At 64.1% G+C, this 23,265-nt stretch carries 22 protein-coding genes and 1 pseudogene; 16 read left to right on the top strand and 7 right to left on the bottom strand.

Translation table 11 applies throughout. The annotated features are described in order from the left end of the window. Both fliD and ACOCG7_RS30160 read right to left on the bottom strand, forming a co-directional pair. Positions 1-1,506 carry a flagellar filament capping protein FliD gene (gene fliD, locus ACOCG7_RS30165; protein ID WP_073427798.1) on the bottom strand — a complete coding sequence of 502 codons (1,506 nt, stop codon included), beginning with the start codon at positions 1,504-1,506 and terminating at the stop codon, positions 1-3. Between the two features lie 156 nt (positions 1,507-1,662). Then, entirely contained in the window at positions 1,663-2,808 is a 1,146-nt protein-coding gene (locus tag ACOCG7_RS30160) for a flagellin (RefSeq protein WP_073427797.1), read from the bottom strand. 268 nt (positions 2,809-3,076) lie between these two features. On the opposite strand from ACOCG7_RS30160, the gene ACOCG7_RS30155 reads away from it, so the two are divergent. After that, complete coding sequence (locus tag ACOCG7_RS30155; protein ID WP_073427796.1) at positions 3,077-4,018, top strand: aldo/keto reductase; 942 nt, start codon at positions 3,077-3,079, stop codon at positions 4,016-4,018. A gap of 359 nt (positions 4,019-4,377) precedes the next feature. Continuing rightward, the gene (gene rpsU, locus ACOCG7_RS30150) at positions 4,378-4,590 is read left to right on the top strand and encodes a 30S ribosomal protein S21 (RefSeq protein ID WP_006050883.1); all 213 of its coding nucleotides are present in this window, start codon (positions 4,378-4,380) and stop codon (positions 4,588-4,590) included. A 159-nt stretch (positions 4,591-4,749) separates the two neighbouring features. On the opposite strand, the pseudogene ACOCG7_RS30145 reads toward rpsU, so the two are convergent. Together ACOCG7_RS30145 and ACOCG7_RS30140 are read right to left on the bottom strand one after the other, a co-directional pair. Continuing rightward, a pseudogene (locus tag ACOCG7_RS30145) lies at positions 4,750-5,174 on the bottom strand (hypothetical protein). Positions 5,175-5,418: 244 nt separating this feature from the next. After that, a complete protein-coding gene (locus ACOCG7_RS30140) occupies positions 5,419-6,015 on the bottom strand; it encodes a DNA-3-methyladenine glycosylase I (RefSeq protein WP_073427795.1) in 597 nt (198 codons plus the stop codon). A 139-nt stretch (positions 6,016-6,154) separates the two neighbouring features. Here ACOCG7_RS30140 and ACOCG7_RS30135 point away from each other — a divergent pair, with 139 nt between their 5' ends. Next, positions 6,155-7,036, top strand: coding sequence for a BadF/BadG/BcrA/BcrD ATPase family protein (locus ACOCG7_RS30135; protein WP_073427922.1), 882 nt, complete (start codon positions 6,155-6,157; stop codon positions 7,034-7,036). Between the two features lie 97 nt (positions 7,037-7,133). Next, positions 7,134-7,955: a Cof-type HAD-IIB family hydrolase gene (locus ACOCG7_RS30130; protein ID WP_073427921.1), complete on the top strand. Its 822-nt coding sequence runs from the start codon at positions 7,134-7,136 to the stop codon at positions 7,953-7,955. 50 nt (positions 7,956-8,005) lie between these two features. Here ACOCG7_RS30130 and ACOCG7_RS30125 read toward each other — a convergent pair whose 3' ends face one another. Both ACOCG7_RS30125 and aqpZ read right to left on the bottom strand, forming a co-directional pair. Beyond that, positions 8,006-8,131, bottom strand: a complete 126-nt coding sequence (locus tag ACOCG7_RS30125) for a hypothetical protein (protein ID WP_268801984.1) — start codon at positions 8,129-8,131, stop codon at positions 8,006-8,008. 152 nt (positions 8,132-8,283) lie between these two features. Next, positions 8,284-9,024 carry an aquaporin Z gene (gene aqpZ, locus ACOCG7_RS30120; RefSeq protein WP_073427794.1) on the bottom strand — a complete coding sequence of 247 codons (741 nt, stop codon included), beginning with the start codon at positions 9,022-9,024 and terminating at the stop codon, positions 8,284-8,286. Between the two features lie 291 nt (positions 9,025-9,315). Between aqpZ and ACOCG7_RS30115 the strand changes: the two genes are divergently transcribed. Continuing rightward, entirely contained in the window at positions 9,316-9,618 is a 303-nt protein-coding gene (locus ACOCG7_RS30115) for an H-NS family nucleoid-associated regulatory protein (RefSeq protein ID WP_007179981.1), read from the top strand. A gap of 290 nt (positions 9,619-9,908) precedes the next feature. On the opposite strand, the gene ACOCG7_RS30110 is transcribed toward ACOCG7_RS30115, so the two are convergent. Continuing rightward, on the bottom strand, positions 9,909-10,973 hold the full coding sequence (locus ACOCG7_RS30110; protein WP_073427793.1) for a glycosyltransferase family 4 protein: 1,065 nt from the start codon (positions 10,971-10,973) through the stop codon (positions 9,909-9,911). Positions 10,974-11,687: 714 nt separating this feature from the next. Here ACOCG7_RS30110 and flhD point away from each other — a divergent pair. The 11 genes from flhD to ACOCG7_RS30055 all read left to right on the top strand — a co-directional run bounded on the left by flhD (position 11,688) and on the right by ACOCG7_RS30055 (position 23,240). Continuing rightward, positions 11,688-12,008: a flagellar transcriptional regulator FlhD gene (gene flhD, locus ACOCG7_RS30105; RefSeq protein WP_013589958.1), complete on the top strand. Its 321-nt coding sequence runs from the start codon at positions 11,688-11,690 to the stop codon at positions 12,006-12,008. 51 nt (positions 12,009-12,059) lie between these two features. Continuing rightward, complete coding sequence (gene flhC / locus ACOCG7_RS30100; RefSeq protein ID WP_073427791.1) at positions 12,060-12,620, top strand: flagellar transcriptional regulator FlhC; 561 nt, start codon at positions 12,060-12,062, stop codon at positions 12,618-12,620. A gap of 273 nt (positions 12,621-12,893) precedes the next feature. Next, positions 12,894-13,754 carry a flagellar motor stator protein MotA gene (gene motA, locus ACOCG7_RS30095; RefSeq protein ID WP_073427790.1) on the top strand — a complete coding sequence of 287 codons (861 nt, stop codon included), beginning with the start codon at positions 12,894-12,896 and terminating at the stop codon, positions 13,752-13,754. 21 nt (positions 13,755-13,775) lie between these two features. After that, entirely contained in the window at positions 13,776-14,783 is a 1,008-nt protein-coding gene (gene motB, locus ACOCG7_RS30090) for a flagellar motor protein MotB (RefSeq protein WP_421378407.1), read from the top strand. Between the two features lie 84 nt (positions 14,784-14,867). After that, on the top strand, positions 14,868-15,245 hold the full coding sequence (locus ACOCG7_RS30085; RefSeq protein WP_073427788.1) for a response regulator: 378 nt from the start codon (positions 14,868-14,870) through the stop codon (positions 15,243-15,245). 87 nt (positions 15,246-15,332) lie between these two features. Then, positions 15,333-17,621: a chemotaxis protein CheA gene (gene cheA, locus ACOCG7_RS30080; protein WP_073427787.1), complete on the top strand. Its 2,289-nt coding sequence runs from the start codon at positions 15,333-15,335 to the stop codon at positions 17,619-17,621. A 42-nt stretch (positions 17,622-17,663) separates the two neighbouring features. Beyond that, complete coding sequence (locus ACOCG7_RS30075; protein WP_028198487.1) at positions 17,664-18,194, top strand: chemotaxis protein CheW; 531 nt, start codon at positions 17,664-17,666, stop codon at positions 18,192-18,194. Between the two features lie 38 nt (positions 18,195-18,232). Further along, positions 18,233-20,149 (top strand): methyl-accepting chemotaxis protein, encoded by a 1,917-nt coding sequence (locus ACOCG7_RS30070; RefSeq protein WP_073427786.1) that lies wholly within the window; start codon positions 18,233-18,235, stop codon positions 20,147-20,149. Positions 20,150-20,353: 204 nt separating this feature from the next. After that, a complete protein-coding gene (locus ACOCG7_RS30065; protein WP_073427785.1) occupies positions 20,354-21,301 on the top strand; it encodes a CheR family methyltransferase in 948 nt (315 codons plus the stop codon). Beyond that, positions 21,298-22,146 (top strand): chemoreceptor glutamine deamidase CheD, encoded by an 849-nt coding sequence (gene cheD, locus ACOCG7_RS30060; protein WP_073427784.1) that lies wholly within the window; start codon positions 21,298-21,300, stop codon positions 22,144-22,146. The genes ACOCG7_RS30065 and cheD overlap by 4 nt, the downstream gene beginning before the upstream one ends. Positions 22,147-22,151: 5 nt before the next feature. Continuing rightward, positions 22,152-23,240 (top strand): protein-glutamate methylesterase/protein-glutamine glutaminase, encoded by a 1,089-nt coding sequence (locus ACOCG7_RS30055; RefSeq protein WP_073427920.1) that lies wholly within the window; start codon positions 22,152-22,154, stop codon positions 23,238-23,240. Positions 23,241-23,265 lie beyond the last annotated feature (25 nt).

Below are 23,265 nucleotides of genomic sequence, written 5' to 3'. Positions count from 1 at the left end.
TTAGCTCTTGTTGGTGGCCATCGCGCCGGCGCTGTCCTTGCCGCCGAACAGCGCGGTCAGGTAGGCCGAGTTGTTGTTCATGGTCGCCATCAACGTGTTCAGGGCGGTGAACTGCGCCTGGTACTGATCCGTCAACTGCGTGGTGTAGTCGGCGAGGGCGGTTTGCTGCGTGGTGATGCTCTTGAGGTCGGCGTTCAGCGCGGTCTTGCGCGTGTCGATAATGCCGCCGGTCTTCGTGAAGTTGGTAATGCTCGTGTTCAACTGCTCGGCAATACCGTTGGTCGTGTTGAACAGCGTGGCGACGGTAGCCGGGCTGCTCGTGAGGGCGGTGTTCAGCTTGTTGTTGTCGACCACCAGCGTGCCGTCCGCCGGGTCGTCCTTCAGCGTGATGCCGATCGCCGCCAGCGTGGCGCCGGTGCTGCCCGAGCCGACCGCGCCGCCAATGATCGTCGCCAGCGTGTTCTTGATCGTCTGCAGTGTGGAGTCGCCCAGCAGCGCGCCTTGCTGCGACGATCCGGCGTTGTACGAGGTGAGCGTGGCCATCGTCGCGATGACAGTGTTGTAGAGGCTCACGAAATTGGTGATCGCGGTGTTCTGCGAGGCGGTGTCCTGCGCAATGGTCAGCGTCTGCGTGGTCCCCGCGGATGCCGCGGCCAGGTTTATCGTGACACCCGAAATGGCCCCGGTCACGGCGTTGCTCGAGCTGCTGGCCGCGATCCCGCCAACCGTGAACTGCGCGTCCTGCGCGTAGCCGCTTTGCGTCCAGGCGCTGCCGGCATTCGCCGAGACGATCGACGACTGGCCGCCGGTGGTGCTCGCGGTCGAGGTCACGCCGAGGCTCGAAAGTCCGTTGTCGCTCGTGACGTTGCTGGTCGACACGTTGATCACGTTCGACGCGCCGGTGTTCGCCGCGCGCAGCACGAGGTGGGCGCCGTCCGTGCCGGTCACGATGGTCGCCGTGACACCGGGGTTGTTGCTGCTGGCGTTGATTGCCGACGCGATGCCCGAGAGCGTGTTGTTGGTGTTGTCGATGCTGATGTCCATCGACTTGCCGCCGAGCGCGATCGACAGCGTGCCGGTGCCCAGTTGCGCGCTGGTGCCGAAGGCCGCCGAGGACAATGCCTGCGAGCTGGCGATCTGCGTGACCGCGACCGAGTAGGTGCCGGCCACGGCGCCGACGCCGGCTGTCGCCGTTAGCCCGGTGCCGCTCGCGGTGGCCGCGAAGGACGACAGCGTGGTGCCGTTGGCGAGGTTCGTGACGCCCGACTGCAGTGCGGCGAGCGCGGAGCTCAGTGCGCCGTAAGCGGACAGCGTGGTGTTGTCCTTGCTTTGTTGCGCCGCCAGCGTCGCGGTTTGTCCCGCGGTCTTGGCGTTGACGAGTGCCGTGACGAGTGACGACACGTCCATCGACGAATTACCCGTCGAACCACTGATGATCGACTGAGCGGCCGACTGCAGCGCGGCGTTGGCGCTTGCTGTGGCAGACGAGGTTGAGATCGTGGACATGCAGAGGCTCCGGCGTCTGGGAATCTGTATTAGGTGGTGCGCGATGCTACATCACTAGGTCATGCAAATGCAGAGCGGGAGGCGTGCCTCCCGTTGCTTGAAACCGGTGATGCGCCGCGCTTCTCGCGCGGCGCATCACCGTTGCCGCGTCGGCTCTTACTGCAGGAGCTTCAGAACTTGCTGCGGGTTGGAGTTAGCTTGCGCCAACACCGAGATACCCGCTTGCTGCAGCACTTGCGCCTTGCTCAGGTTCGCCGTTTCCTGTGCGAAGTTGGCGTCCGTGATTTGCGACTGTGCCGACGACAGGTCCGTCGATTCAGCTTGCTGCGAGGTTGCGATTGCGGTGAAGCGGTTTTGCGCGGCACCGAGCGATGCTTGCAGGTTGTTCACCGTCTGCAGTGCATTGTCGATGGAGACCAGTGCCTGGTTCGCGCCCGTGACCGTGCTGATGTCGAGGCCCGAAACCGTCGGCGGGCTGTTGATCGCGTTGATCTGCGCAACTGCCGCAACCTGAGCAGCGGAACCCGCGCCTGCCGTCGTCGTTGCACCGGCGCTGAGCGCCAGGGTCGTGATGGCGGTGCCGGTGCCCGACTGCGTGCCCGTGCTGAAGATCGCGCCGGCGACGGTCGAGTTGATCGCCTGGTTGTTCTGGTCCGTGAACGTGTAGCCGCCCTTGCCGTCCGACAGCACGTTGACCGCGGTGATCGTCGCGCCGGTAGCCGTGTAGGCGCCAGCAGCGTCCAGGCTGACCGACACCGTGCCGACGGTTTGACCCGTTTGCACCAGACCGCCGCCGATCTTCGCAGCCGACATCGACTGGCTCAGATCCAGGCTGATCGTTTGACCGACGTTCGCGCCGACCTGGAACGTCACGCTGCCTGCCGAGCCGTCCAGAATGTTCGTGCCGTTGTACGTCGTTTGCGACGCAATACGGTTCACTTCCGAGACTTGCGCGGCGACTTCCTTCTGCAGCGCGGCCTGGTCGCTCGACGACAGCGAACCGGTCGATGCCTGCACGGCCAGTTGGCGGATACGTTGCAGGCTCGAGGTCAGCGAGGACAGTGCGCTCGAGGCGGTCTGGATCATCGACACGCCGTCGTTCGCATTCGACACGCCCTGGTTCAGGCCGTTGATCTGCGTTTGCATACGCGTCGAGATCGCGAGACCTGCCGCATCGTCAGCTGCGCTGTTGATGCGCTTGCCCGACGACAGACGGGTGATGGCTTGCGAAAGGGCGCTTTGCGAGCCATTAAGGTTTTGCTGTGCAACCAGCGAGTTGATGTTGCTATTGATTCCGAGCATGGAAAATCTCCTAAATAAGCCTTGAGCCCAGTACGCCAGGTTTGGCATCGGCGGAAGCACTCGTTCATTGCTGGCCGCCTCAGTGAAGGTTGACGGCCCCTCTAAAAAAAACTTGAGGAACTTTCTGTAATGGGGGCCCAAACGTTTGCCTTGCCTGGCGCGCCGAGCGCCGCCAGGCAAGGCTTGCGGCCCGGTCGGCACGCTTTGCTGCAGGCATCCGGGAGACGGCGTATTCTCGATTGCTCTCGTGAAAAAGCCAGGAGAAATCATGCAAAAGCGCAGGATTGGACGTTCGGAACTGGAGGTGGCGCCGCTCATGTTCGGCGGCAATGTATTCGGCTGGACCGCCGACGAAGCGACCTCGTTTTCGATCCTGGATGCGTTCGTGGATGCCGGTCTCGACTTCATCGATACCGCCGATGTCTATTCGGCGTGGGTGCCCGGCAACCAGGGCGGCGAGTCGGAGACCATCATCGGCAAGTGGCTGCGCAAAAGTGGCCGGCGCGACCGGATCGTGCTCGCCACCAAGGTGTCCAAGCATCCGCGGCGCAAGGGGTTGTCGGCGGCCAACATCCAGGCGGCGCTCGAGGACTCGCTGCGACGCTTGCAAACCGATTACGTCGACATCTACTTTTCCCACGATGATGACGCCGACACGCCGCTCGCGGAAACGCTGGGCGCCTACCAGAAGCTGATCGAGGCGGGCAAGGTGCGGGTGATCGGCGCCTCGAACTACGGCGGCGCGCGTATCGAGGAAGCGCTCGCCGTGTCCCGCCGGCACGGTCTGCCCGAATATCAACTGTTGCAGCCGGAGTACAACCTGTACGACCGCGCCGAATACGAAAGCGATATCGAACCGGTGGCGCTCGCCCGCCAACTCGGCGTGGTGGTGTACTACAGCCTTGCAAGCGGCTTTCTGTCCGGCAAGTACCGCTCGCCGGCGGATCTGGTCAATAAGGCGCGCGGCAGCCGGGTCGAGCGGTACCTCGACGAGCGCGGTCTGCGGATTCTGGGCGCGCTCGACCGGGTCGCCGAGCGGCACGGCAGCACGCCGGCTACCGTCGCGCTGGCGTGGCTGATCGCGCGGCCGAGCGTGACCGCGCCGATCGCCAGCGCGACTTCGGTCGAGCAGCTCAACAGCCTCGCGGCGGCCGTCCACCTGGTGCTGACCGGCGCCGATATCCGCGAACTGGACGAGGCGAGCGCATGATCACTCGACGGACCTGGCGGAATCCCTAAACCCCTGGTACGATGGGCGGTTTCCTGATATTATCGGGAGTGAATTGAGATCTTTGCCGGTTTCGTCAATGTTTTTCGTTGGTGAAAGCTAGGCGAAACGGCAGCAGGCGCGGCATTTTGCAATACGTCTGTCCGCGTTCCGCGGTGAGTTCCGCACCTCTCTTTTCCGGCCTCCGTGGCCGCTTTGCCTCTCGTTTCATTCATGGTTTGGCCGGGTTCTTCCCGCGTTTGCCTGTTACTGGCCATGAATCGGAGCGACCGGAGGGCCGGCGCGTGAGCGGTCTCCCGCCACGCAATCAACCCATATCAAGTGATTGAGTTAGGAATTACATGACGACGATTCTTCTGAAAGAAAACGAGCCGTTCGAAGTGGCGATTCGCCGCTTTCGTCGTGCTATCGAAAAAAATGGCCTGATCGCAGAACTGCGTGAGCGCCAATCGTACGAAAAGCCGACCACGGCGCGTAAGCGCAAGAAGGCAGCTGCTGTGAAGCGTCTGCACAAGCGTCTGCGTAGCCAGATGCTGCCGAAAAAGCTGCACTAAGCACGTTTTTTCCGCACGGCCGAACGGCGGTGTGAGCTTCGAAAGAAGCCACATCGCCGTTTTGCTTTTTGGGGCATGTCGCGTTTCGAGTGCCGGCTTTTTTTGACGCTGGTTCGTGCATTGCCGTGCCGCCGCGTATTGTTGCGCTATTGCCGAGTGTTATGCGGCGCTCTTCAGTCTCTCGGCGGACAGTCCGAACTGGCGGGCGATCGAGGTCAAACGCTCACGCCATTCCCAAGTACCGAAGACGTCGTGCACGTTTTGCAGGCAACTGAGCAGATCGACGGTGGCTTGGTCGTACACGTTGATGCGCGCGCGCAAGAGCGCATTTTTCAGTGCTGATACGCCAACGTCCATATAGGCGGGCACCTCAGCGGGCGTTTTGCCGATATAGCGCACCGGGACGCCTTCCATCGCGGTCATATAGTCGCGTGCTTGATGAAGTTGCCCACCGGGCAGCCGCCGCAATAGCCGCGGTAGGCGCCGCCGCCGCGGGGCAGCAGCGCAGCGCGTTTCTGGTCGAACAGGTGCCCCACGGCCTGGTCGAAAATGTCCTGATGCGTCAGGAAGTTAAGCGTCTTCATGGTCGTCCCCACGCGTTTGCACAGCGGTTGGTCATTGATTCAGCGCATGAGTTGAAGTATCCCGTTGGCGCCGATTTACCAACTTCGGACTAACAACGCGAAACACCTTCAATTCACGGATTCGGCTTCTGGTCCTCGACCGCGCCGCGCTCATAACCATATAACGACCGATCGCGCCAGAAAGCGCAGCAGGGCTTTACCCGATGGCGCGTCGACCTCGCAGCCGCGATGAACCGCAACCGTATCAACCCGCTTTCCGGTTGCGTTCCTTCTTGGCGAGCGCCACGCATCGCGCGCGGCACATGCAGTTCGCCTCGTGGTCGTTCACCATGCCGACAGCCTGCATGAACGCGTAACAGATAGTCGAGCCGACGAACTTGCAGCCGTAACGCTTCAACCCCTTGCTGAGCGCGTCCGACACCTCCGTCGACGCAGGCGCCTGCTTATACGACGCCCACTCGTTCTGGATCGGCGTCTGGTCGACGAACGACCAGACGAAGTTGGCGAGCGACCCATGTTCCGCCTGAATCTGCTGCACGGCGCGAGCGTTGTTGACGGCCGCTTCGATCTTGCCGCGGTGGCGGACGATTCCTTCGTCCAGCACCAGCGCTTCCACCTGTTTCGGCGTAAAGCGCGCCACCTTGTCGATGTCGAAATCGGCAAAAGCGCGGCGATAGCCGGCCCGCTTATTGAGAATCGTGGACCAGGACAAACCCGCCTGCGCGCCCTCCAGTACGAGCATCTCGAACAGATGCCGGTCGTCGCGCGAGGGCACGCCCCATTCGGTGTCGTGGTAGTGTGCGAGCGCTTCGCTCGACACCCAGTTGCATCGTTCAGTCACTGTCGCGCTCCTGCGTTGTGATGGCGACCGCCAGCATAGCGGAAGCCGGGCGCGCCGCAAGCTGGCCGTTTGGCCGATTGCGGGATTGAAACTGACCTGCCACGCTATGCGTTATTCCCACCCCAACCCATTCGATTCGATGAACAACGACTTTTTTCTGATCGGCATTGACGGCGGCGGCAGCGGTACGCGAGTCGTGCTCGGCGACGCGCGCGGCCGTGAACTGGCGCAGGCGGCGGGCGCACCATCGGGTTTGGGGCTCGGCGTGGAACGGGCTTGGGAGGCAATCACGGCCGGTTGCGCCGACGCATTCGCAAGCGTCGGCGCAACGCTGGACTGGTCGCGCTGCGTGCTCGGCTGCGGCTTGGCAGGAGTCAACAATCGCGACTGGTTGAGCGCCTTTCGGGCGCGGGCGCCCGCGCTAGCCGGGCTCGCCATTGAAAGCGATGCCTACACGACCTTGCTGGGTGCGCACGGCGGCGCGCAAGGCGTGATCGTCGCGCTTGGCACCGGCAGTGTCGCGGCCGCGCTCGGCGCTGACGGCGAGTGCCGGATTGTCAGCGGCTACGGCTTCCCATCGGGCGATGAGGCGAGCGGCGCCTGGCTCGGAGTGCGCGCCATCGTGCACGCGCAGCACGCGCTCGACGGTCGCGGACCCAACGACGATCTGGTGCAAGCCCTGCTCGCGCATACCGGCGCGCACGACCGCGACGGCCTCGTGGTCTGGCTATGCGAGGCCAATCAGACCGCGTATGCGAGGCTCGCGCCGATCGTCATCGCGCATCGCACGCATCCGTTCGCGGCGCGGCTGCTCGGCGAGGCGGGCGCTGAAGTGGGGAAGATGATCGCGGCGCTCGACCCGTCGGCGAGCTTGCCGATTGCGTTGTGCGGCGGGCTGGGCGCACCGTTGCGCGAATACGTGCCGCAGATTTACCAGGCGCGCTTGCGCGAACCCTTGGCCGATTCCGCGCATGGCGGCTTGCGGCTCGCGCAGCGGGAAGCGGCTCGCCTCACGGGGTGAGAATGAGCGCATGGGGTTGGTGCATCGCGAGCGCGAGCCGGCGAACGCGGCCGGCAACGGTAAAATGCACGCTTTGACGCTGCCCGGCTGCCCGCACATGTATAAAGTCATCGCCACGGATCTCGACGGCACGCTACTCAACGCCGACCACCAGCTCGACCCGTTCACCGTCGCTACCGTGCGCAAGCTGGAAAGCGACGGCGTGCGGTTCGTGATTGCCACGGGCCGCCATTACTGCGACGTCGCGGGCATTCGCGACTTACTGGGCATCAGCCCGTATCTGATCACCTCGAATGGCGCGCGCATCCACGCGCCCGACAATACGGTCCTCCACGCGGACGATCTGCCGCCGGCAATTGTGCAACGGCTTGTCCTGCCCGAAATCGCCGGCGCGCATGGCCGTGTGATCGTCAACCTGTTCGCCGACCAGGCGTGGCTGATCGACCGCCATGCGCCGCATCTGCTGAAATATCACCAGGACTCCGGTTTCACCTACGAGGTGACGGACCTGCCGAATCACGACGGCGTCGACATCGCAAAGGCGCTCTATATCGGCGAGCCTGCCGATCTCGCGCTGGTGGCGGCGAATCTCGCGCGCGAGTTTGGCGACGCGCTCTATGTCACCTACTCGCTGCCGGACTGTCTGGAAGTGATGACGTCGAACGTGTCGAAGGGCCGCGCCTTGCGGATCGTGCTCGAGCGCCTCGGCGTCGATGCGTCGCTGTGCGTGGCGTTCGGCGACAACATGAACGATATCGACCTGCTGGAGACGGCCGGTCATCCGTTCATGATGAACAATGCCAATCCCGACCTCGTCACGCGCCTGCCGAACGTGCCGCGCATCGGCAACAACTTCGAAGCGGGCGTTGCGCACCATCTGCGCAAGCTCTTCTCGATCGACGACGAATTGATAGCCTGATGACCTGAAAATGAAATCGGCCCGCATCCACCTTCGTGGACGCGGGCCGATTATTCGTCGTGTTCGGGCTGCGGCGCGCGCTGTGCCTTGATGCCTTCGCGAGCAGCCGCAACGAGCGTCGGGCCATCAAGCCGCGTCCGCCGCGCCTTGCCGGGCCTGACGATCAGCCGTGCCATCCGCCGCGGCGATCGCCGTAGTCGCCTCGACCATCGCGGCCCCCAATGACGATCGTTGTGATTCCAGCCACGGTCAAACGGCCGAGCTCTGGCGCCAAACAAAACGGGCGCCTTAGCGCCCGTTCCAACAGTCTCGCAAATGCACTCGCTGGTTAGTCGATTGCCAGTTTCTGCGACTTGCCGCTGCGGCTTTCCGCGATGAGCGGGTACAGCACACCTGCGATCACCGCACCGATGATCGGTGCGACCCAGAACATCCACAACTGATCCATCGCCGCGCCGCCGACAAACAGCGCCGGGCCGGTGGAACGAGCCGGGTTGACCGACGTGTTCGTGACCGGGATCGAGATCAGGTGAATGAGTGTGAGGCACAGGCCGATCGCGATTGGTGCAAAACCAGCCGGCGCGCGCTTGTCGGTCGCGCCGAGGATGACGAACAGAAAGAAGCCGGTCATTACCACTTCGCAAATGAACGCGGCCGCGAGCGAGTAATGGCCCGGCGAGCGCTCGCCATAGCCGTTGCTGGCGAAGCCGCTGGCGATCAGATCGAAGCCGGGCTTGCCGGAGGCGATCAACGACAGCACCAGCGCGCCCAGCACCGCGCCGATCACTTGCGCGACGATGTACGGCAGCAGGTCGCGAGCCGGAAAACGCCCGGCGACGGTCAGGCCGACGCTCACCGCCGGATTCAGGTGGCAGCCGGAAATGTGGCCGATCGCAAAAGCCATGGTGAGGACAGTCAGGCCGAAGGCAAGCGACACGCCCACGAAGCCGATGCCCAAACCGTGGACCGGGCCGGCGAAGTTGGCGGCGAGAACCGCGCTGCCGCACCCGCCGAGCACAAGCCAGAAAGTGCCGAAAAGTTCGGCCGCGAGGCGCTTTGACAACTGCATGATTGGTGATCCTAAAAAGACAGACGCTCTTGGGGACACGGACGGCTACGTGCGCCCGCGCATCTTGGGAATGCGCAATTTTAGGGAAAGCCAGACAAAGCAGGTGTCAAGAATTGTCAATACCGAGACCGGCTTTACCTCTTATTGGCGAATAAAGATGTCGTTTAACAATTCAACGACGCTTAATTATTATCAGATGATATCGTCCTAAATCGGTATTGTTCGCCATTGCGAATCCGCATAATTGCAGTTAATCTTCGAGCGAATGAGTTCAGAAAGGGGAGAACCACAATGTCTCAATATGCAGACCTCAAGGCGCAGATCGCCAAATTACAGGCACAGGCTGAAGAAGCCCGTCGTACGGAAATCGACAATGTTGTCGCCGACATCCGCCAAAAGATCGCCGAATACGGTCTCACCGCGCAGGACCTCGGCTTCGCCGTGGCCGCCAAGCGCGGCCGTCCGCCCAAGAAGGCGCCGCTGCCGGCGAAGTACCAGGATCCGAAATCGGGAAATACATGGAGCGGGCGCGGCAAGCCGCCCAAGTGGATCGTCGGCAAGAATCGCGAACGTTTTCTGATTGGCGCGGCTTAAGCCGATTGGCCGCCGGTGCGAAAGCTGAATGAAGGTTGGCGTACTCGATCTTTATTCGCTTCGCTCTAATCGGACGTTGGAAGCGCATCCATGCCGCGTAAAAAAAGCCACCCTTAAGGGCGGCTTTTTTCTGGAGAAAGGGAGCGAAACTCCCGAGTTGCCGGGCGCGCAAACGATTCACATCGTGAATCCCCTGCGAATTGACCGGCGAAAAGGAAAGCGGCACAGGCGGCAGAAATAATAGCCGCCTGTTCATTGCAAAAACGCATCAACCGCTCGCGCTCCGCCTGTCAGCCAACCGCCACCTGGCGCAGCACCGGGCGGCGCGTCGCTTCGATCAGTGCCGAATAGCTGTCGACGTAGTTCTGCGCCATCGTCGTCGAACTGAAGCGGCGTTCGAACTGCGCGCGGATTTCGGTGCGCGACAGTTCGTCCAGACGCTGCAGCGCGGCCACGGCGCCCTGCACGTCCTCCACGATGTAGCCGGTCACGCCGTGGTCGATCACCTCCGGCACCGAGCCGCGGTTGAACGCGATCACCGGCGTGCCGCACGCCATCGATTCGATCATCACGAGGCCGAACGGCTCCGACCAGTCGATCGGGAACAGCAGCGCCTTGGCGCCCGACAGAAACTCGGGCTTCTGCGCCTCGTTGATCTCGCCGACGAATTCCACGTGCGCCTGCGACAGCAGCGGCTCGATCTCGCGCTTGAAATAGTCCTGGTCGACCTTGTCCACCTTGGCGGCGATCTTCAGCGGCAAACCGCTTTGTGCAGCGATCTTGATAGCTGTATCGACGCGCTTCTCCGGGCAGATACGACCGAGGAACGCCAGGTACTCCGGCTTCTTGTGCGCCTGCGGCGTCAGCAATTGGTCGGGCAAGCCGTGGTAAATCGTGTTGAGCCAGTTCGCCTGCGGCAGCGGCACGCGTTGCGAATCGGAAATCGACACCACCGGCACGTTTGAAAAAGCGTCGAATACCGGTTGTAACTCCGGCAGGTCCAGCCGACCGTGCAGGGTGGTCACGAACGGGGTGTCCATCGTCGTGAACAGCGGGAACGGCATGTAGTCGAGGTGAAAGTGAAGTACGTCGAATTCGTGCGCCACCTTGCGCACCTTCTCCATCATCAGCACGTGCGGAGCGAGCGCGTCGCGGATCGTGGGATCGAGGCGCAGCGCGCGAGGCCAGCAGGCGTCGAGGTTCGCGGAGGTCACCGAGTCGCCGCTCGCAAAGAGCGTGACGTCGTGGCCGAGGTCGACCAGCGCTTCGGTCAGGTACGACACGACGCGTTCGGTGCCGCCGTACAATTTCGGCGGGACGGCTTCGTACAACGGCGCAATTTGTGCGATTCGCATGCGTATTCTCCTATTCAGAACGGCTTCGCACAGCGGCGCTCGAGTAGAGCGAGGAGCGAATGCCTGACGGACGGTTGGGCGCGGTTAGCCGCCGCCCGGGGGTGCTCCGAACCTGCATCGGGTAATCCCTTAGCTTCATTATCGGGATTGGCCGCGCCAATTCGAGTTATTTTTCAAACGCTTAATGTTGTTACAGCGGGAAACATGGGCCGTTACAGGTTTGTCCGAAAGGCCGTACCAGCGACTCGGCGATGTTCGCGGCCGCCTTGCCCGCACGCTGTCAAAGCCGCGCAGGCCAGTAGCAAGACGCGCGCCTGACACGCGAAAGGCGCCTATATCGGGCGTATTACGCAGAGGTGAAAACGTCTTATAATTGTTTTTCACCCTTCCGAGGGGCGCGCCGCGAAGCACTCGGATACCCGAGTCCGCCTCGCATCGCCGTCAAAGAAAAATTCAAATGGCATAGCGGCTTGAAGCGAATTGCCCCACTTTCCTTTCACTTCATTTCCCACTCCTGCGGTGTAGGAAAAATTCCTACATGAATGACGGATTAATCCGTCAAACAGGCTGGGTGTCTGTCCGATTTTCGTCCGCGCCCCCATTCGAGACAATGCGTGCAAGACCAGAAACGAGCCGATTCGTGCGTTTAAGTGCGCGCGTTCGAGCAAACGTTTCCGTAACGGCCTGACCAGCCAGATACACCCCGGGGGAATCATGAGCGCGACAAGCGATATGCTCAATGAGATCAGAGAAGTCAACCTGTCCTATCTCCTGCTCGCGCAGCGGCTGCTGCGCGAAGACAAGCCGATGGGCATGTTTCGCATGGGGATTTCGGACCAGCTAGCCGACGTACTTGCCAATCTGTCGTTGGCGCAGACCGTCAAGCTGGCGGCGTCCAATCAGGTGCTGTGCCGTTTCCGTTTCGATGACCATGCCGTGCTGTCCGCTCTGGCGGACAAGGGCAAATCCAGCGCCGTGGCTCAGGCGCATTCCGCGATCCTGATGGCAAGCCAGCCCGTCGAGCAACTCGGCTGATGACAGCCCGCACCTCACACGCAGCGATCAGGACGGGGGCAATGCAAGCGGATGGCCTATAAAAGCGTGGTGCTCGAAGTGAGGGAAATCACCCTCGCGATCGAACTGATCGAACTCGGCGCGCGGCTGCAATTGCTGGAGGCTGAAACCAGCCTGTCGCGCGACCGGCTCATCAAGCTGTACAAGGAACTGAAAGGGGTGTCGCCGCCCAAGGGCATGCTGCCGTTCTCGACCGACTGGTTCATGACCTGGCAGCCGAACTTTCACTCGTCGCTGTTCTACAACATCTACCGTTTCATGGCCGGCCATGGCGGCTGCGAGACGATCCAGTCGATCGTGAAGAGCTACCGGCTCTATCAGGAGCACGTCCAGTTGCACGACGACGAGCCCGTGCTCAGTCTCACGCGCGCCTGGACGCTGGTGCGTTTTTTCGACTCCGGGATGCTGCAAATGACGCCCTGCTGCCGCTGCGGCGGGCATTTTGTCGCGCATGCGCACGATCCGCAGCATGCGTTCGTCTGCGGCCTCTGCCAGCCGCCCTCGCGCGCCGGTAAGACAAAGAAATTCGCCGACGCCCGGGCCCGCGAGAGTCTCGCCGCGCTCGAAGCCTGAGTCGCGGCCCGGCCGCCAGCGCGCGGGCCGGCATCGCCGGTGGCCCGCCGCCTGGCGCCCGTCATCCGCCGCCCGCGTGCCCCGGCACCCGAGCGCACCCCGTCCCGACGCGTCCTTCCGCCAGGCCACCTAGTCCCGGCCCCAACTGCGCCGCTTTGACTTGCCTCTGGTTTACACCGGAGCGGCAGGCCGCTTTTCCGTCAAAGTTTTCTGCCCGCTTGCCGTAAACCAGTTTAACGACGGTCACCGTCGCTTCTTTGTGAGGGCTCCGCAGTGCTGATTTTCGTGGGAACACTCGTGACGCTTTTGTCCGTTTTCGGCGGTTACGCGCTGGAAGGCGGTCATCTCGGCGCGCTGCTGCAGCCCGTTGAAGTGCTGATGATCGTCGGCGCCGGGGTGGGCGCGTTCATTCTCGGCAACGGGATGAAGACGATCAAGGCGACGCTGCGCGTCATTCCAACCCTGTTCAAGGGCGCGAAGTACAACAAGGACGTGTACATGGAGCTGATGGCGCTCCTCTACGTCCTGCTGGCGAAAGCGCGCAAGGAAGGCACGCTGACGCTCGAAGCCGACATCGACGATCCGTCGAAGAGCCCGATCTTCACGCAGTATCCGAAGATCCTCGCCGACAAGCACATCATCGAGTTCCTCACCGACTATCTGCGTCTGATGGTGGGCGGCAACATGAATGCGTTCGAGATCGAAAGCCTGATGGACGAGGAAATCGAAACGCATCACCAGGAAGGCGAGGCGCCCGCGCACGCGCTGAACAAGGTCGGCGACGCGATGCCGGCGTTCGGCATCGTGGCCGCGGTGATGGGCGTGGTGCATACGATGGCCTCCGCCGACAAGCCGCCCGCGGTGCTCGGCGAGATGATCGCCCAGGCGCTGGTCGGCACCTTCCTCGGCATTCTGCTTTCGTACGGACTGATCGGGCCGCTCGCGAGCGTCGCCGAACAGCGCGTGACCGAGTCGACCAAGATGTTCCAGTGCATCAAGGTGACGATTCTCGCCAGCCTGAACGGCTATGCCCCGGCGATCGCCGTCGAATTCGGCCGCAAGGTGCTCTTCTCGACCGAACGCCCGTCGTTCGCCGAGCTGGAAGAGCACGTGCGCCGGGTCAAGGCCAAGTAACGGGCGCCGGGGACCGAAGCGATGAGCAAGGACAAAGACCGCGCCATTGTCGTCAAGCGCGCCGCGCCGAAGAAGGCGGGCCATCACGGTGGCGCGTGGAAGCTCGCGTATGCGGACTTCATGACCGCGATGATGGCGTTCTTCCTGCTGATGTGGCTGCTGAGCTCGGCCTCCACCGTGCAGTTGAAGGGCATCGCGGAGTACTTCAACCAGCCGTTGAAGATCACGCTGTGGGGCGGCGACCGCAGCGCCGAGGATTCAAGCATTCTGAAGGGCGGCGGCCGCGACATCTCGACCGACGCGCAGGGCGTGACGCGCTCCACCGACGGCACGAACAACCGCGCCGAGCGCACCGTGTCGCATGCGCCGGAAGACTCGCTCAAGCAGTTGCAGGGCGAGCTGGAGCGCCGCGAGCAGGTCCGTCTGCACGATCTGCAGGTCAAGCTGATGGCCGCGATCGAGGCGAACCCGGTGCTGCGCCAGTTCAAGCAGCAGATCCGGATCGATTCGACGCTGACCGGTTTGCGCATCGAAATCGTCGACTCGCAGAAGCGGCCGATGTTCGCCACGGCGAGAGATCAGGTGGAGCCGTACATGCGCGACATCCTGCGCGAAATCGGTCACACGCTGAACGACGTGCCGAACCGCATCATCGTGCAGGGACACACCGACGCCGCGCAGTACGCGGGCGGCGAGAAGGGCTACAGCAACTGGGAATTGTCCGCGGACCGCGCCAATGCGTCGCGCCGCGAGCTGATCGCCGGCGGCATGGACGAAGCGAAGGTGATGCGCGTGCTCGGCCTCGCGTCGACGCAGAACCTGAACAAGGCGGATCCGATGGATCCGGAAAACCGCCGCATCAGCATCATCGTGCTGAACAGGAAGTCGGAGGAGGCGCTCAACCATGACGACTCCACCACGACCACCCTGTCGGACGACGCAGCCGGCTCCAAGCCGCTGCTGCAAAGACTTGCGCAACCGGTGACGGTTGCACCGAAGGTGTCCGCGGCGACGCGGGCGACCCAGTAACAAACGGCGATCGCCTGACCGTTCACGCGCCCGACTGGCGCGAGCAGCCCGGCGATCCATAGCGTAAGCGCAGCGAGGTTTTTCATGATCAGGCACATCCTGGCAATCGACGATTCAGCATCGATGCGGCAGATCCTTGCCGCGACGCTGACGACGGCCGGCTACGAAGTGACGCTCGCGGCGGACGGCAACGAAGGGCTCGAAAACGCCCTCGCCATCCCGTTCGACCTCGTGCTGACCGACCAGCACATGCCGGGCAAGACCGGCCTCGATCTGATCGCCGAACTGCGCGGCAACCCGGCTTACCAGGCGACCCCCATCCTCGTCCTCACGACGGAATCGGGCGACTCCTTCAAGGCGGCGGCGCGGGCTGCGGGAGCGACCGGCTGGATCGAAAAGCCGCTCGACCCCGACATGCTGACGGAACTGGTGGCGGCGCTCGCCGAACCGGACCCCGCCTAAGCCCCATTCATACACAGGTTATAGAAGCTTTCGACGCGGCGGCACGGCAGCCCAAGCCTAGACAGGAACTCTCGCGGTGACACAGGCATGACACTCGACATCACTCAGTTCTATCAGACGTTCTTCGACGAAGCGGACGAACTGCTCGCGCAGATGGAGCAGTTGCTGCTCAATCTGGACATCGCGCACCCCGATCCCGAAGACCTCGCGGCGATTTTCCGCGCGGCGCATTCGATCAAGGGCGGCGCGGCGACGTTCGGTTTCACCGCGCTGACGGAAACGACCCACATTCTCGAATCGCTGCTCGACCGCGCGCGCAATAACGAACTCGTGCTGCGCAAGGACATGATCGACACGTTCCTCGAAACCAAGGACGTGTTGTCGGGCCAGCTCGCCGATTACCGCGCGAGCGCCGAGCCGGATACCGCGGTCGCGAAGGCGATCTGCGCGAAGCTCGAACAGTTGCACGCCGAAAGCCGCTTCGGCGGCGCACCGGCCGAAGCGGCGCCGGCAGCGGCTGTCGCCGTGGCGGCGCCGCTGGAAACGCAGGCGGTACAAGGCGGCACCCCGCCGGAGCATGTCGTCGAACAGGCGGTGCAGGCGGCGGGTGAATGGACTGACGGCGAACCGGCACAGACTGGGCAAGCCGCGGGCACAGGCGATGCAAACGACAACGCCGGCCCACATCTGAAAATTACGCTACGGGGCGTGGGAGAGAAGGATCAGGCACTGCTGGCTGAGGAGCTCGGCAACCTGGGCAACATCGTGGGGCAGGTCAAGAGCGGCGGCGATCTGACGCTGTGGCTCTCGAGCGACGTGCCCTCCGACGACATCATCGCCGTGTGCTGTTTCGTGATCGACGAAAGTCAGATCTCGATCGGCCGTGGCACCGCACCGGCGGGCGAGACGCAGCAAGGCGAACCTGGAACGCCCGACGCTGCCGATTCGGCCCCGGCGCAAGCAGCACAGGCGGCACAAGCAGTCGAGGTAACGCAAGCCGCGCCGGCGACGAGCGCCGCGCACGCCCAACCGTCCGCGCAAGGCACAGCGGCCGCGGCCGCCACCGCCGCTCAACCCGCGGCGGCGAGCAGCGCACCCGCCGCCGGCCAGGCGCCGGCGGCCAGCGCCGCCGCGCCGGCCGAGAACGACCGCAAGGCGGCGCGTCCGGCCGCGGCGGCAGGCGGCGCGGAGGGCAGCTCGATTCGCGTCGGCGTCGAAAAGGTCGATCAGTTGATCAACCTGGTCGGCGAACTCGTGATCACGCAGGCGATGCTCGCGGAAACCACCAGCACGTTCGACCCGGCCTTGCACGATCGCCTCTTCAACGGCATGGCGCAGCTCGAGCGCAACGCGCGCGATCTGCAGGAAGCGGTCATGTCGATCCGCATGATGCCGATGGATTACGTGTTCAGCCGCTTCCCGCGTCTGGTGCGCGATCTCGCGGCGAAGCTCGGCAAGCAGGTGGAGCTCGTCACCTTCGGTCAGGCGACCGAACTCGACAAGAGCCTGATCGAACGGATCATCGATCCGTTGACGCACCTCGTGCGCAACAGTCTCGATCACGGCATCGAAACCGTGGAAGCGCGGCGCGCGGCGGGCAAGGATTCGACCGGCCAGTTGGTGCTGTCGGCGGCGCACCACGGCGGCAACATCGTGATCGAGGTGAGCGACGACGGCGCGGGCCTGCGCCGCGACAAGATTCTCGCGAAAGCGGCCAAGCAGGGCATGCAGGTCAGCGAAAGCATGACTGACGAGGAAGTGTGGAACCTGATTTTCCTGCCGGGCTTCTCGACGGCGGAACAGGTGACGGACGTCTCCGGCCGCGGCGTCGGCATGGACGTGGTGAAACGGAACATCCAGTCGATGGGTGGTCACGTGGAAATCACGTCGCACGCCGGCAAGGGCAGCACCACACGCATCGTCCTGCCGCTCACGCTGGCGATTCTCGACGGCATGTCGGTGAAGGTCGGCAACGAGATCTTCATTCTGCCGCTGAACTTCGTGATGGAGTCGCTGCAGCCGCGCGCCGAGGACATCTACACGGTGGCCAACGGCGAGCGCGTGGTGCGGGTGCGCGGCGAATACCTGCCGCTCGTCGCGTTGCACGAAGTGTTCAACGTCGAGGACGCGAAGCAGGAACCGACGCAGGGCATCGTCACCATCATGCAAACCGAGGGGCGCCGCTTCGCGATGCTGATCGACGAGCTGGTGGGCCAGCAGCAGGTGGTCGTGAAGAATCTCGAAACCAATTACCGCAAGGTGCACGGCATTTCCGCCGCGACCATTCTCGGCGACGGCAGTGTCGCGCTGATCGTGGACGTGGCGGCGCTGAACCGCGAGACGCGCAACGCGCATGGCGCGATGAGCCTCGCATGACATTCACTCAATTCATTTCATCCCAACCGTTTGGGGGCTAACGTGGCAGAAGTCCAATCCATCAATTCGAGCGTCGCGAACGCGACGAATGGTCGCCGCGACGCGCAGCAGGCTGACGCCGGCGGTCAGGAATTCCTCGTCTTCACGCTCGGCGCCGAAGAGTACGGCATCGATATTCTCAAGGTGCAGGAAATCCGCGGCTACGACAACGTGACGCGTATCGCGAACGCGCCTGAGTTCATCAAGGGCGTGATCAATCTGCGCGGCATCATCGTGCCGATCGTCGACATGCGTATCAAGTTCCATCTGGGGCGCGTCGAGTACGACCACCAGACCGTGGTGATCATCCTGAACGTCGCGCATCGCGTGGTCGGGATGGTGGTGGACGGCGTGTCGGACGTGCTCACGCTCGCCACCGACCAGATCATGCCGGCGCCGGAATTCGGCGCCACGCTGACGACCGAGTACCTCACGGGGCTCGGCACCGTCGACGGCCGCATGCTGATCCTGATGGACATCGAGAAGTTGATGACCAGCCGCGAAATGGCGCTGATCGAAACGCTCGGCGCCTGACGGCTGCGGCATTCAAGAGTTTGTGAAGGAGCATTGAAATGCTAAGCAGGTGGTCGATTCGGACCTCCCTCACGCTGGTGGGGATCATTCTCGTCGCGCTCACCGTGGTGGTCGGCGTCCTTGGGCTGACGGCGCTGAGCAGCGCCCGCCAGTCGCTCGACCGGATCGCGCGCGGCGATCTGGTGGCGATTCACGCGCTCGACGATGCGTCGGCCTATCTGCTGCGCTCGCGCCTGTCGCTCGATCGTTTCACCGCGCTGAGCGCCGCCGGCGACACTGAAACGGCGAAGAAGGTGCTGGACCGCGCGGTGGAGCTGCACGGCTTCAGCAGCAAGAGCTGGCAGACCTATCTCGACGCGCCGAAGAGCGGCATCGATCAGGCCCAGCTCGACGAACTGGTGGCCCGCCGCACGACGGTCGTGCGCGACGGCCTGGAGCCCGAATTCGCCGCGTTGCGCGCGGGCGATCTGGCCGCGTACCACGCGATCGCCGACAAGAAGATCAGCCCGATGTTCGTCGCCTACGACAACGTGGCGTCGGCGGTGGTCAAGAGCCTGCAGCAGCAGGCGGTCGACCAGCAGGCAGCCGCGCAGTCCAACATCTCCCTGATGACGACGCTGATCGCCGGCTTCGGCGCGCTTGCCTTGCTGCTGGTGGTCGGCTTGCGCTTCGCGCTGCGCGGCCTGATCGTGCAGCCGCTCGCGGACGCTACCGCCTGCTTCGAGCGCATCGCGTCGGGCGACCTGTCCGAGACGATCGCGGTGTCGAGCAGTAACGAAATCGGCCGGCTGTTCAGCGGCATCAAGCGGATGCAGGAAAGCATGGCGACGATGGTGAAGGCGGTTCGCAGCAGCACCGAGTCGATCGACACCGGCGCGCGCGAAATCGCGATGGGCAACACCGATCTGTCGCAACGCACCGAACAGCAGGCCGCCTCGCTGCAGGAAACCGCGTCGAGCATGGAGCAGCTCACCGGCACCGTGCGCCAGAACGCCGAGAACGCGCGTCAGGCGAGCCAGTTGGCCGTCAACGCGTCGGACATCGCGACGCGCGGCGGCGACGTGGTGAGCCAGGTCGTCACGACGATGCAGGACATCGCGGCCAGCTCGGGCAAGGTCGTCGACATCATCGGCGTGATCGAAGGCATTGCGTTTCAAACCAATATTCTCGCGCTGAACGCGGCGGTCGAAGCCGCGCGCGCCGGCGAACAGGGCCGCGGCTTCGCCGTGGTGGCCGGCGAAGTGCGCAGCCTCGCGCAGCGCAGCGCGAGCGCCGCGAAGGAAATCAAGGAACTGATCGGCGACTCCGTCGACAAGGTGCAAAGCGGCTCGACCCTGGTGGGCCGGGCAGGCACGACGATGGACGAGATCGTCCAGGCGGTGCGCCGCGTGACCGACATCATGGGCGAGATCAGCGCGGCGTCCGAGGAGCAATCGGGCGGCATCGAGCAGGTGAATCGCGCGGTCGTGCAGATGGACGAAGTCACGCAGCAGAACGCGGCGCTGGTCGAAGAGGCAGCGGCAGCCGCCGCCTCGCTCGAAGACCAGACGCGCCAGTTGCAAACGGTGGTGAGCGGCTGGAAGGTGGCCGGCGGCCCGACGCACGGCGGCGCGCTCGCGGCGCGCGGCGCAGTGGCGGCAACAGCGGCGCCGGCAACGGCGCGCACGAGCGGCGGCAAGCACGGCAGCGCACGTAGCGCCGGCGGCGCCCGGGCCGCGAAAGCGGCACCGCGAGCGAGCGCACATGGCGCGGCGCATTCGGCACCTCAAGCAACCGCAAACACCGCAAACACCGCAACGCAAGCAGCACCGGCATCGGCCAACCATGACGCATCCACCGCGCGCGTCGAACCGGCCTTGAAGCCGAAGACGACCCGCGCGGCGAGCGAATCCCCGGCACGTCCGGCCGCGAGCGCGGCCACGGCGGGCTCGGACGGCGACTGGGAAACTTTCTAGGACATGGCGGAAAAACATGCAGTCATTCGGCATCTCGCTCCCTGAGGGGCGAATCATCGAAGCACGCCTTACCGGCGTGTCGCGGGCCGACTGCATGTTGGTAAAACTCGCGGGAGTGCGCGACCCCGCGAACCCAATCCCTTCTCCGCGAGGCAACGGCCTTGGCGGCAAGCGGGATGGCTCGTATCGCAGGCAGGAACTCACATGATGGCAACGCGCGCACAGCAACGCCCCGAGCGGGCGGAACCGGCTAGATCCGGCGAGCAGGGACGGGATTTCGAATTCACGTCCGCGGATTTCGCTCGCATTCGCGACCTGATTCACCGCAGCGCGGGCATCTCGCTATCGGACCACAAGCGCGACATGGCCTACAGCCGCCTTGCGCGCCGGTTGCGCGCACGCGGCCTCGACACCTTCAAGCAGTATCTCGATCTGCTCGAGGCGGAAAACGATCCGGCCGAGTGGGAGGCGTTCACCAATGCGCTCACCACCAACCTGACCGCGTTTTTCCGCGAGGCGCATCACTTCCCGATCCTTGCCGAATTCGTGCCGCGCCGCGCGCAGCCCGTCTCGGTGTGGTGCTCGGCGGCCTCGACCGGCGAAGAGCCGTACTCGATCGCGATGACGCTGATCGAAGCGCTCGGCGAGAGCGGCGCGCGTCACGCCAGCGTGCTCGCCACCGACATCGACACGCAAGTGCTGGCGAAAGCCGAAGCCGGCATGTACCAGTTCGACCAGGTCAAGCACCTGTCGCCCGAGCGGCTCAAGCGCTTCTTTCTGAAGGGCACCGGCGCGCATGCGGGCATGGTCAAGGTGCGCCCTGAAGTGCGCTCGCTGGTGCGCTTCGAGCAATTGAACCTGACCGACCGCGATTACCAGTTGCGCTCGCAGTTCGACGCGATCTTCTGCCGCAACGTGATGATCTATTTCGACAAGCCGACGCAAGCGCAGGTGCTCGGGCGCTTCGAGCCGCTGATGAAATCGGGCGGCCTGCTGTTTGCGGGCCACTCGGAAAATTTCACGTACGTCACGCAGGCGTTCAAGCTGCGCGGCCAGACCGTCTATGAACTGACGCGCGACACGGCGGGCGGCGCGCGCGCCGCCCCGGCGCGAACCACGAGCCATGCCTCGACGAGCGGGGTGACAGCATGAGCAGCCGCTTGCCGATCGCCACCAATCTGTATTTCGACAATCACTTTCAACGCCCCGGCGTGAAGCTGCTGCCGAACGAGTTCTACACGACCCACGAAGACATGGTGCTCGTCACCGTGCTGGGTTCGTGCGTCGCGGCCTGCATCCAGGACCGCACCGCGGGCATCGGCGGCATGAACCACTTCATGCTGCCTGACGACGGCGCGGACGTCGGCCAGGCCGCGTCGGATTCGATGCGCTACGGGGCGTACGCGATGGAAGTGCTGATCAACGAACTCATCAAGGCCGGCGGCCGGCGCGAGCGCTTCGAGGCCAAGGTGTTCGGCGGCGGCGCGGTGCTCGCCGGCATGACGACGATGAACATCGGCGACCGCAACTCGGAATTCGTGCGCCGCTACCTGGCGCTGGAAAAAATCCGCATCGTCGCCGAGGACTTGCAGGGCTCGCACCCGCGCAAGGTCGCCTTCATGCCGCGCACCGGCCAGGTGATGGTGAAAAAATTGCGCGTGCAGCAGGAAGCGGGCGTGGCCGAGCGCGAACAGGCGCTCGTGCGGCAAAGCGCCGAGGCGCGCGCCGAACGGCTCGCGGCCGCGCGCAAGCGGGTCGAACTGTTTTCGGCCCCGGCCGCCGCGAAGCCCAAGGTCGAACTGTTTTCATCACCCGCCGCGGCGCGGCCGAAGGTCGAGCTGTTCGGCTCCGCTTCCGGCGGCGCGGCGGGCACAGCGGCAGGCGGTCCTGGCGCGGCGGTGAAGCCGCGCGTGGAACTGTTCGGCGCGAACGCCGCGAGCGGCATGAATTCGCGCGTGATTAATTCAAACAACGCCAGAACGATAGAGGAGGCGTGAGCGCTGTGCAAAAAATCAAGGTACTGTGCGTCGACGATTCGGCGCTGATCCGCAGCCTGATGACGGAAATCATCAACGGCCAGCCGGACATGACGGTGGTGGCGACCGCACCCGACCCGCTGGTCGCGCGTGAGCTCATCAAGCAGCACAACCCCGACGTATTGACGCTCGACGTCGAAATGCCGCGCATGGACGGCCTCGATTTTCTCGAGAAGCTGATGCGCCTGCGGCCGATGCCGGTCGTGATGGTGTCGTCGCTCACCGAGCGCGGCAACGAAATCACGCTGCGCGCGCTCGAACTGGGCGCGGTCGACTTCGTCACCAAGCCGAAGGTCGGCATTCGCGACGGCATGCTCGACTATTCGGAAAAGCTCGCCGACAAGATTCGCGCCGCGGCCCGCGCGCGCGTGCGCCAGGCCGCGCCGGCGCAGCATGCGGCCGCCCACGCCGCGCATGCGCCGGTCGGCGCCGCGCCGCTCTTCAACAATCCGCTGCTCAGTACCGAGAAGCTGATCATCGTCGGCGCGTCGACGGGCGGCACTGAAGCGATCCGCGAAGTGCTGGTGCCGCTGCCGCCGGATGCGCCCGCGGTGCTGATCGCGCAGCACATGCCGCCGGGTTTCACAAAATCTTTTGCGCAACGCCTCAATGGTTTGTGCCGGATTACCGTTAAAGAGGCAGAGCATGGCGAACGCGTGCTGCCGGGACATGCCTACATCGCGCCCGGCCACGCTCACCTGTTGCTGGCCCGCAGCGGCGCGAACTACATCGCGCATCTCTCGGACGAGCCGCCGGTGAACCGCCATCGCCCGTCGGTGGACGTGCTGTTCCGCTCCGCCGCGCAGCATGCGGGCAAGAACGCGGTCGGCGTGATCCTAACGGGCATGGGGCGCGACGGCGCGGCGGGATTGCTGGACATGAGGAAAGCAGGGGCTTACACCCTTGCGCAGGACGAAGCGAGCTGTATCGTGTTCGGCATGCCGCGCGAAGCCATTGCGCTCGGCGCGGCCGACGAGATCGCATCGCTGCCGGAGATGAGCCGACGGGTGATGGCGCGTCTGTCGTTGATGGGCGATCGCGTTCAGCGCGTGTGATGCGCGGCCTGACGGGCGAGCGGAG

It is taken from the genome of Paraburkholderia sp. DD10 (genome assembly GCF_049177125.1).
In the GTDB taxonomy this organism is placed as follows: domain Bacteria; phylum Pseudomonadota; class Gammaproteobacteria; order Burkholderiales; family Burkholderiaceae; genus Paraburkholderia; species Paraburkholderia terricola.
Note: the sequence above shows the minus strand (reverse complement) of the source record. Positions and strands in the feature narration are given on the sequence as shown.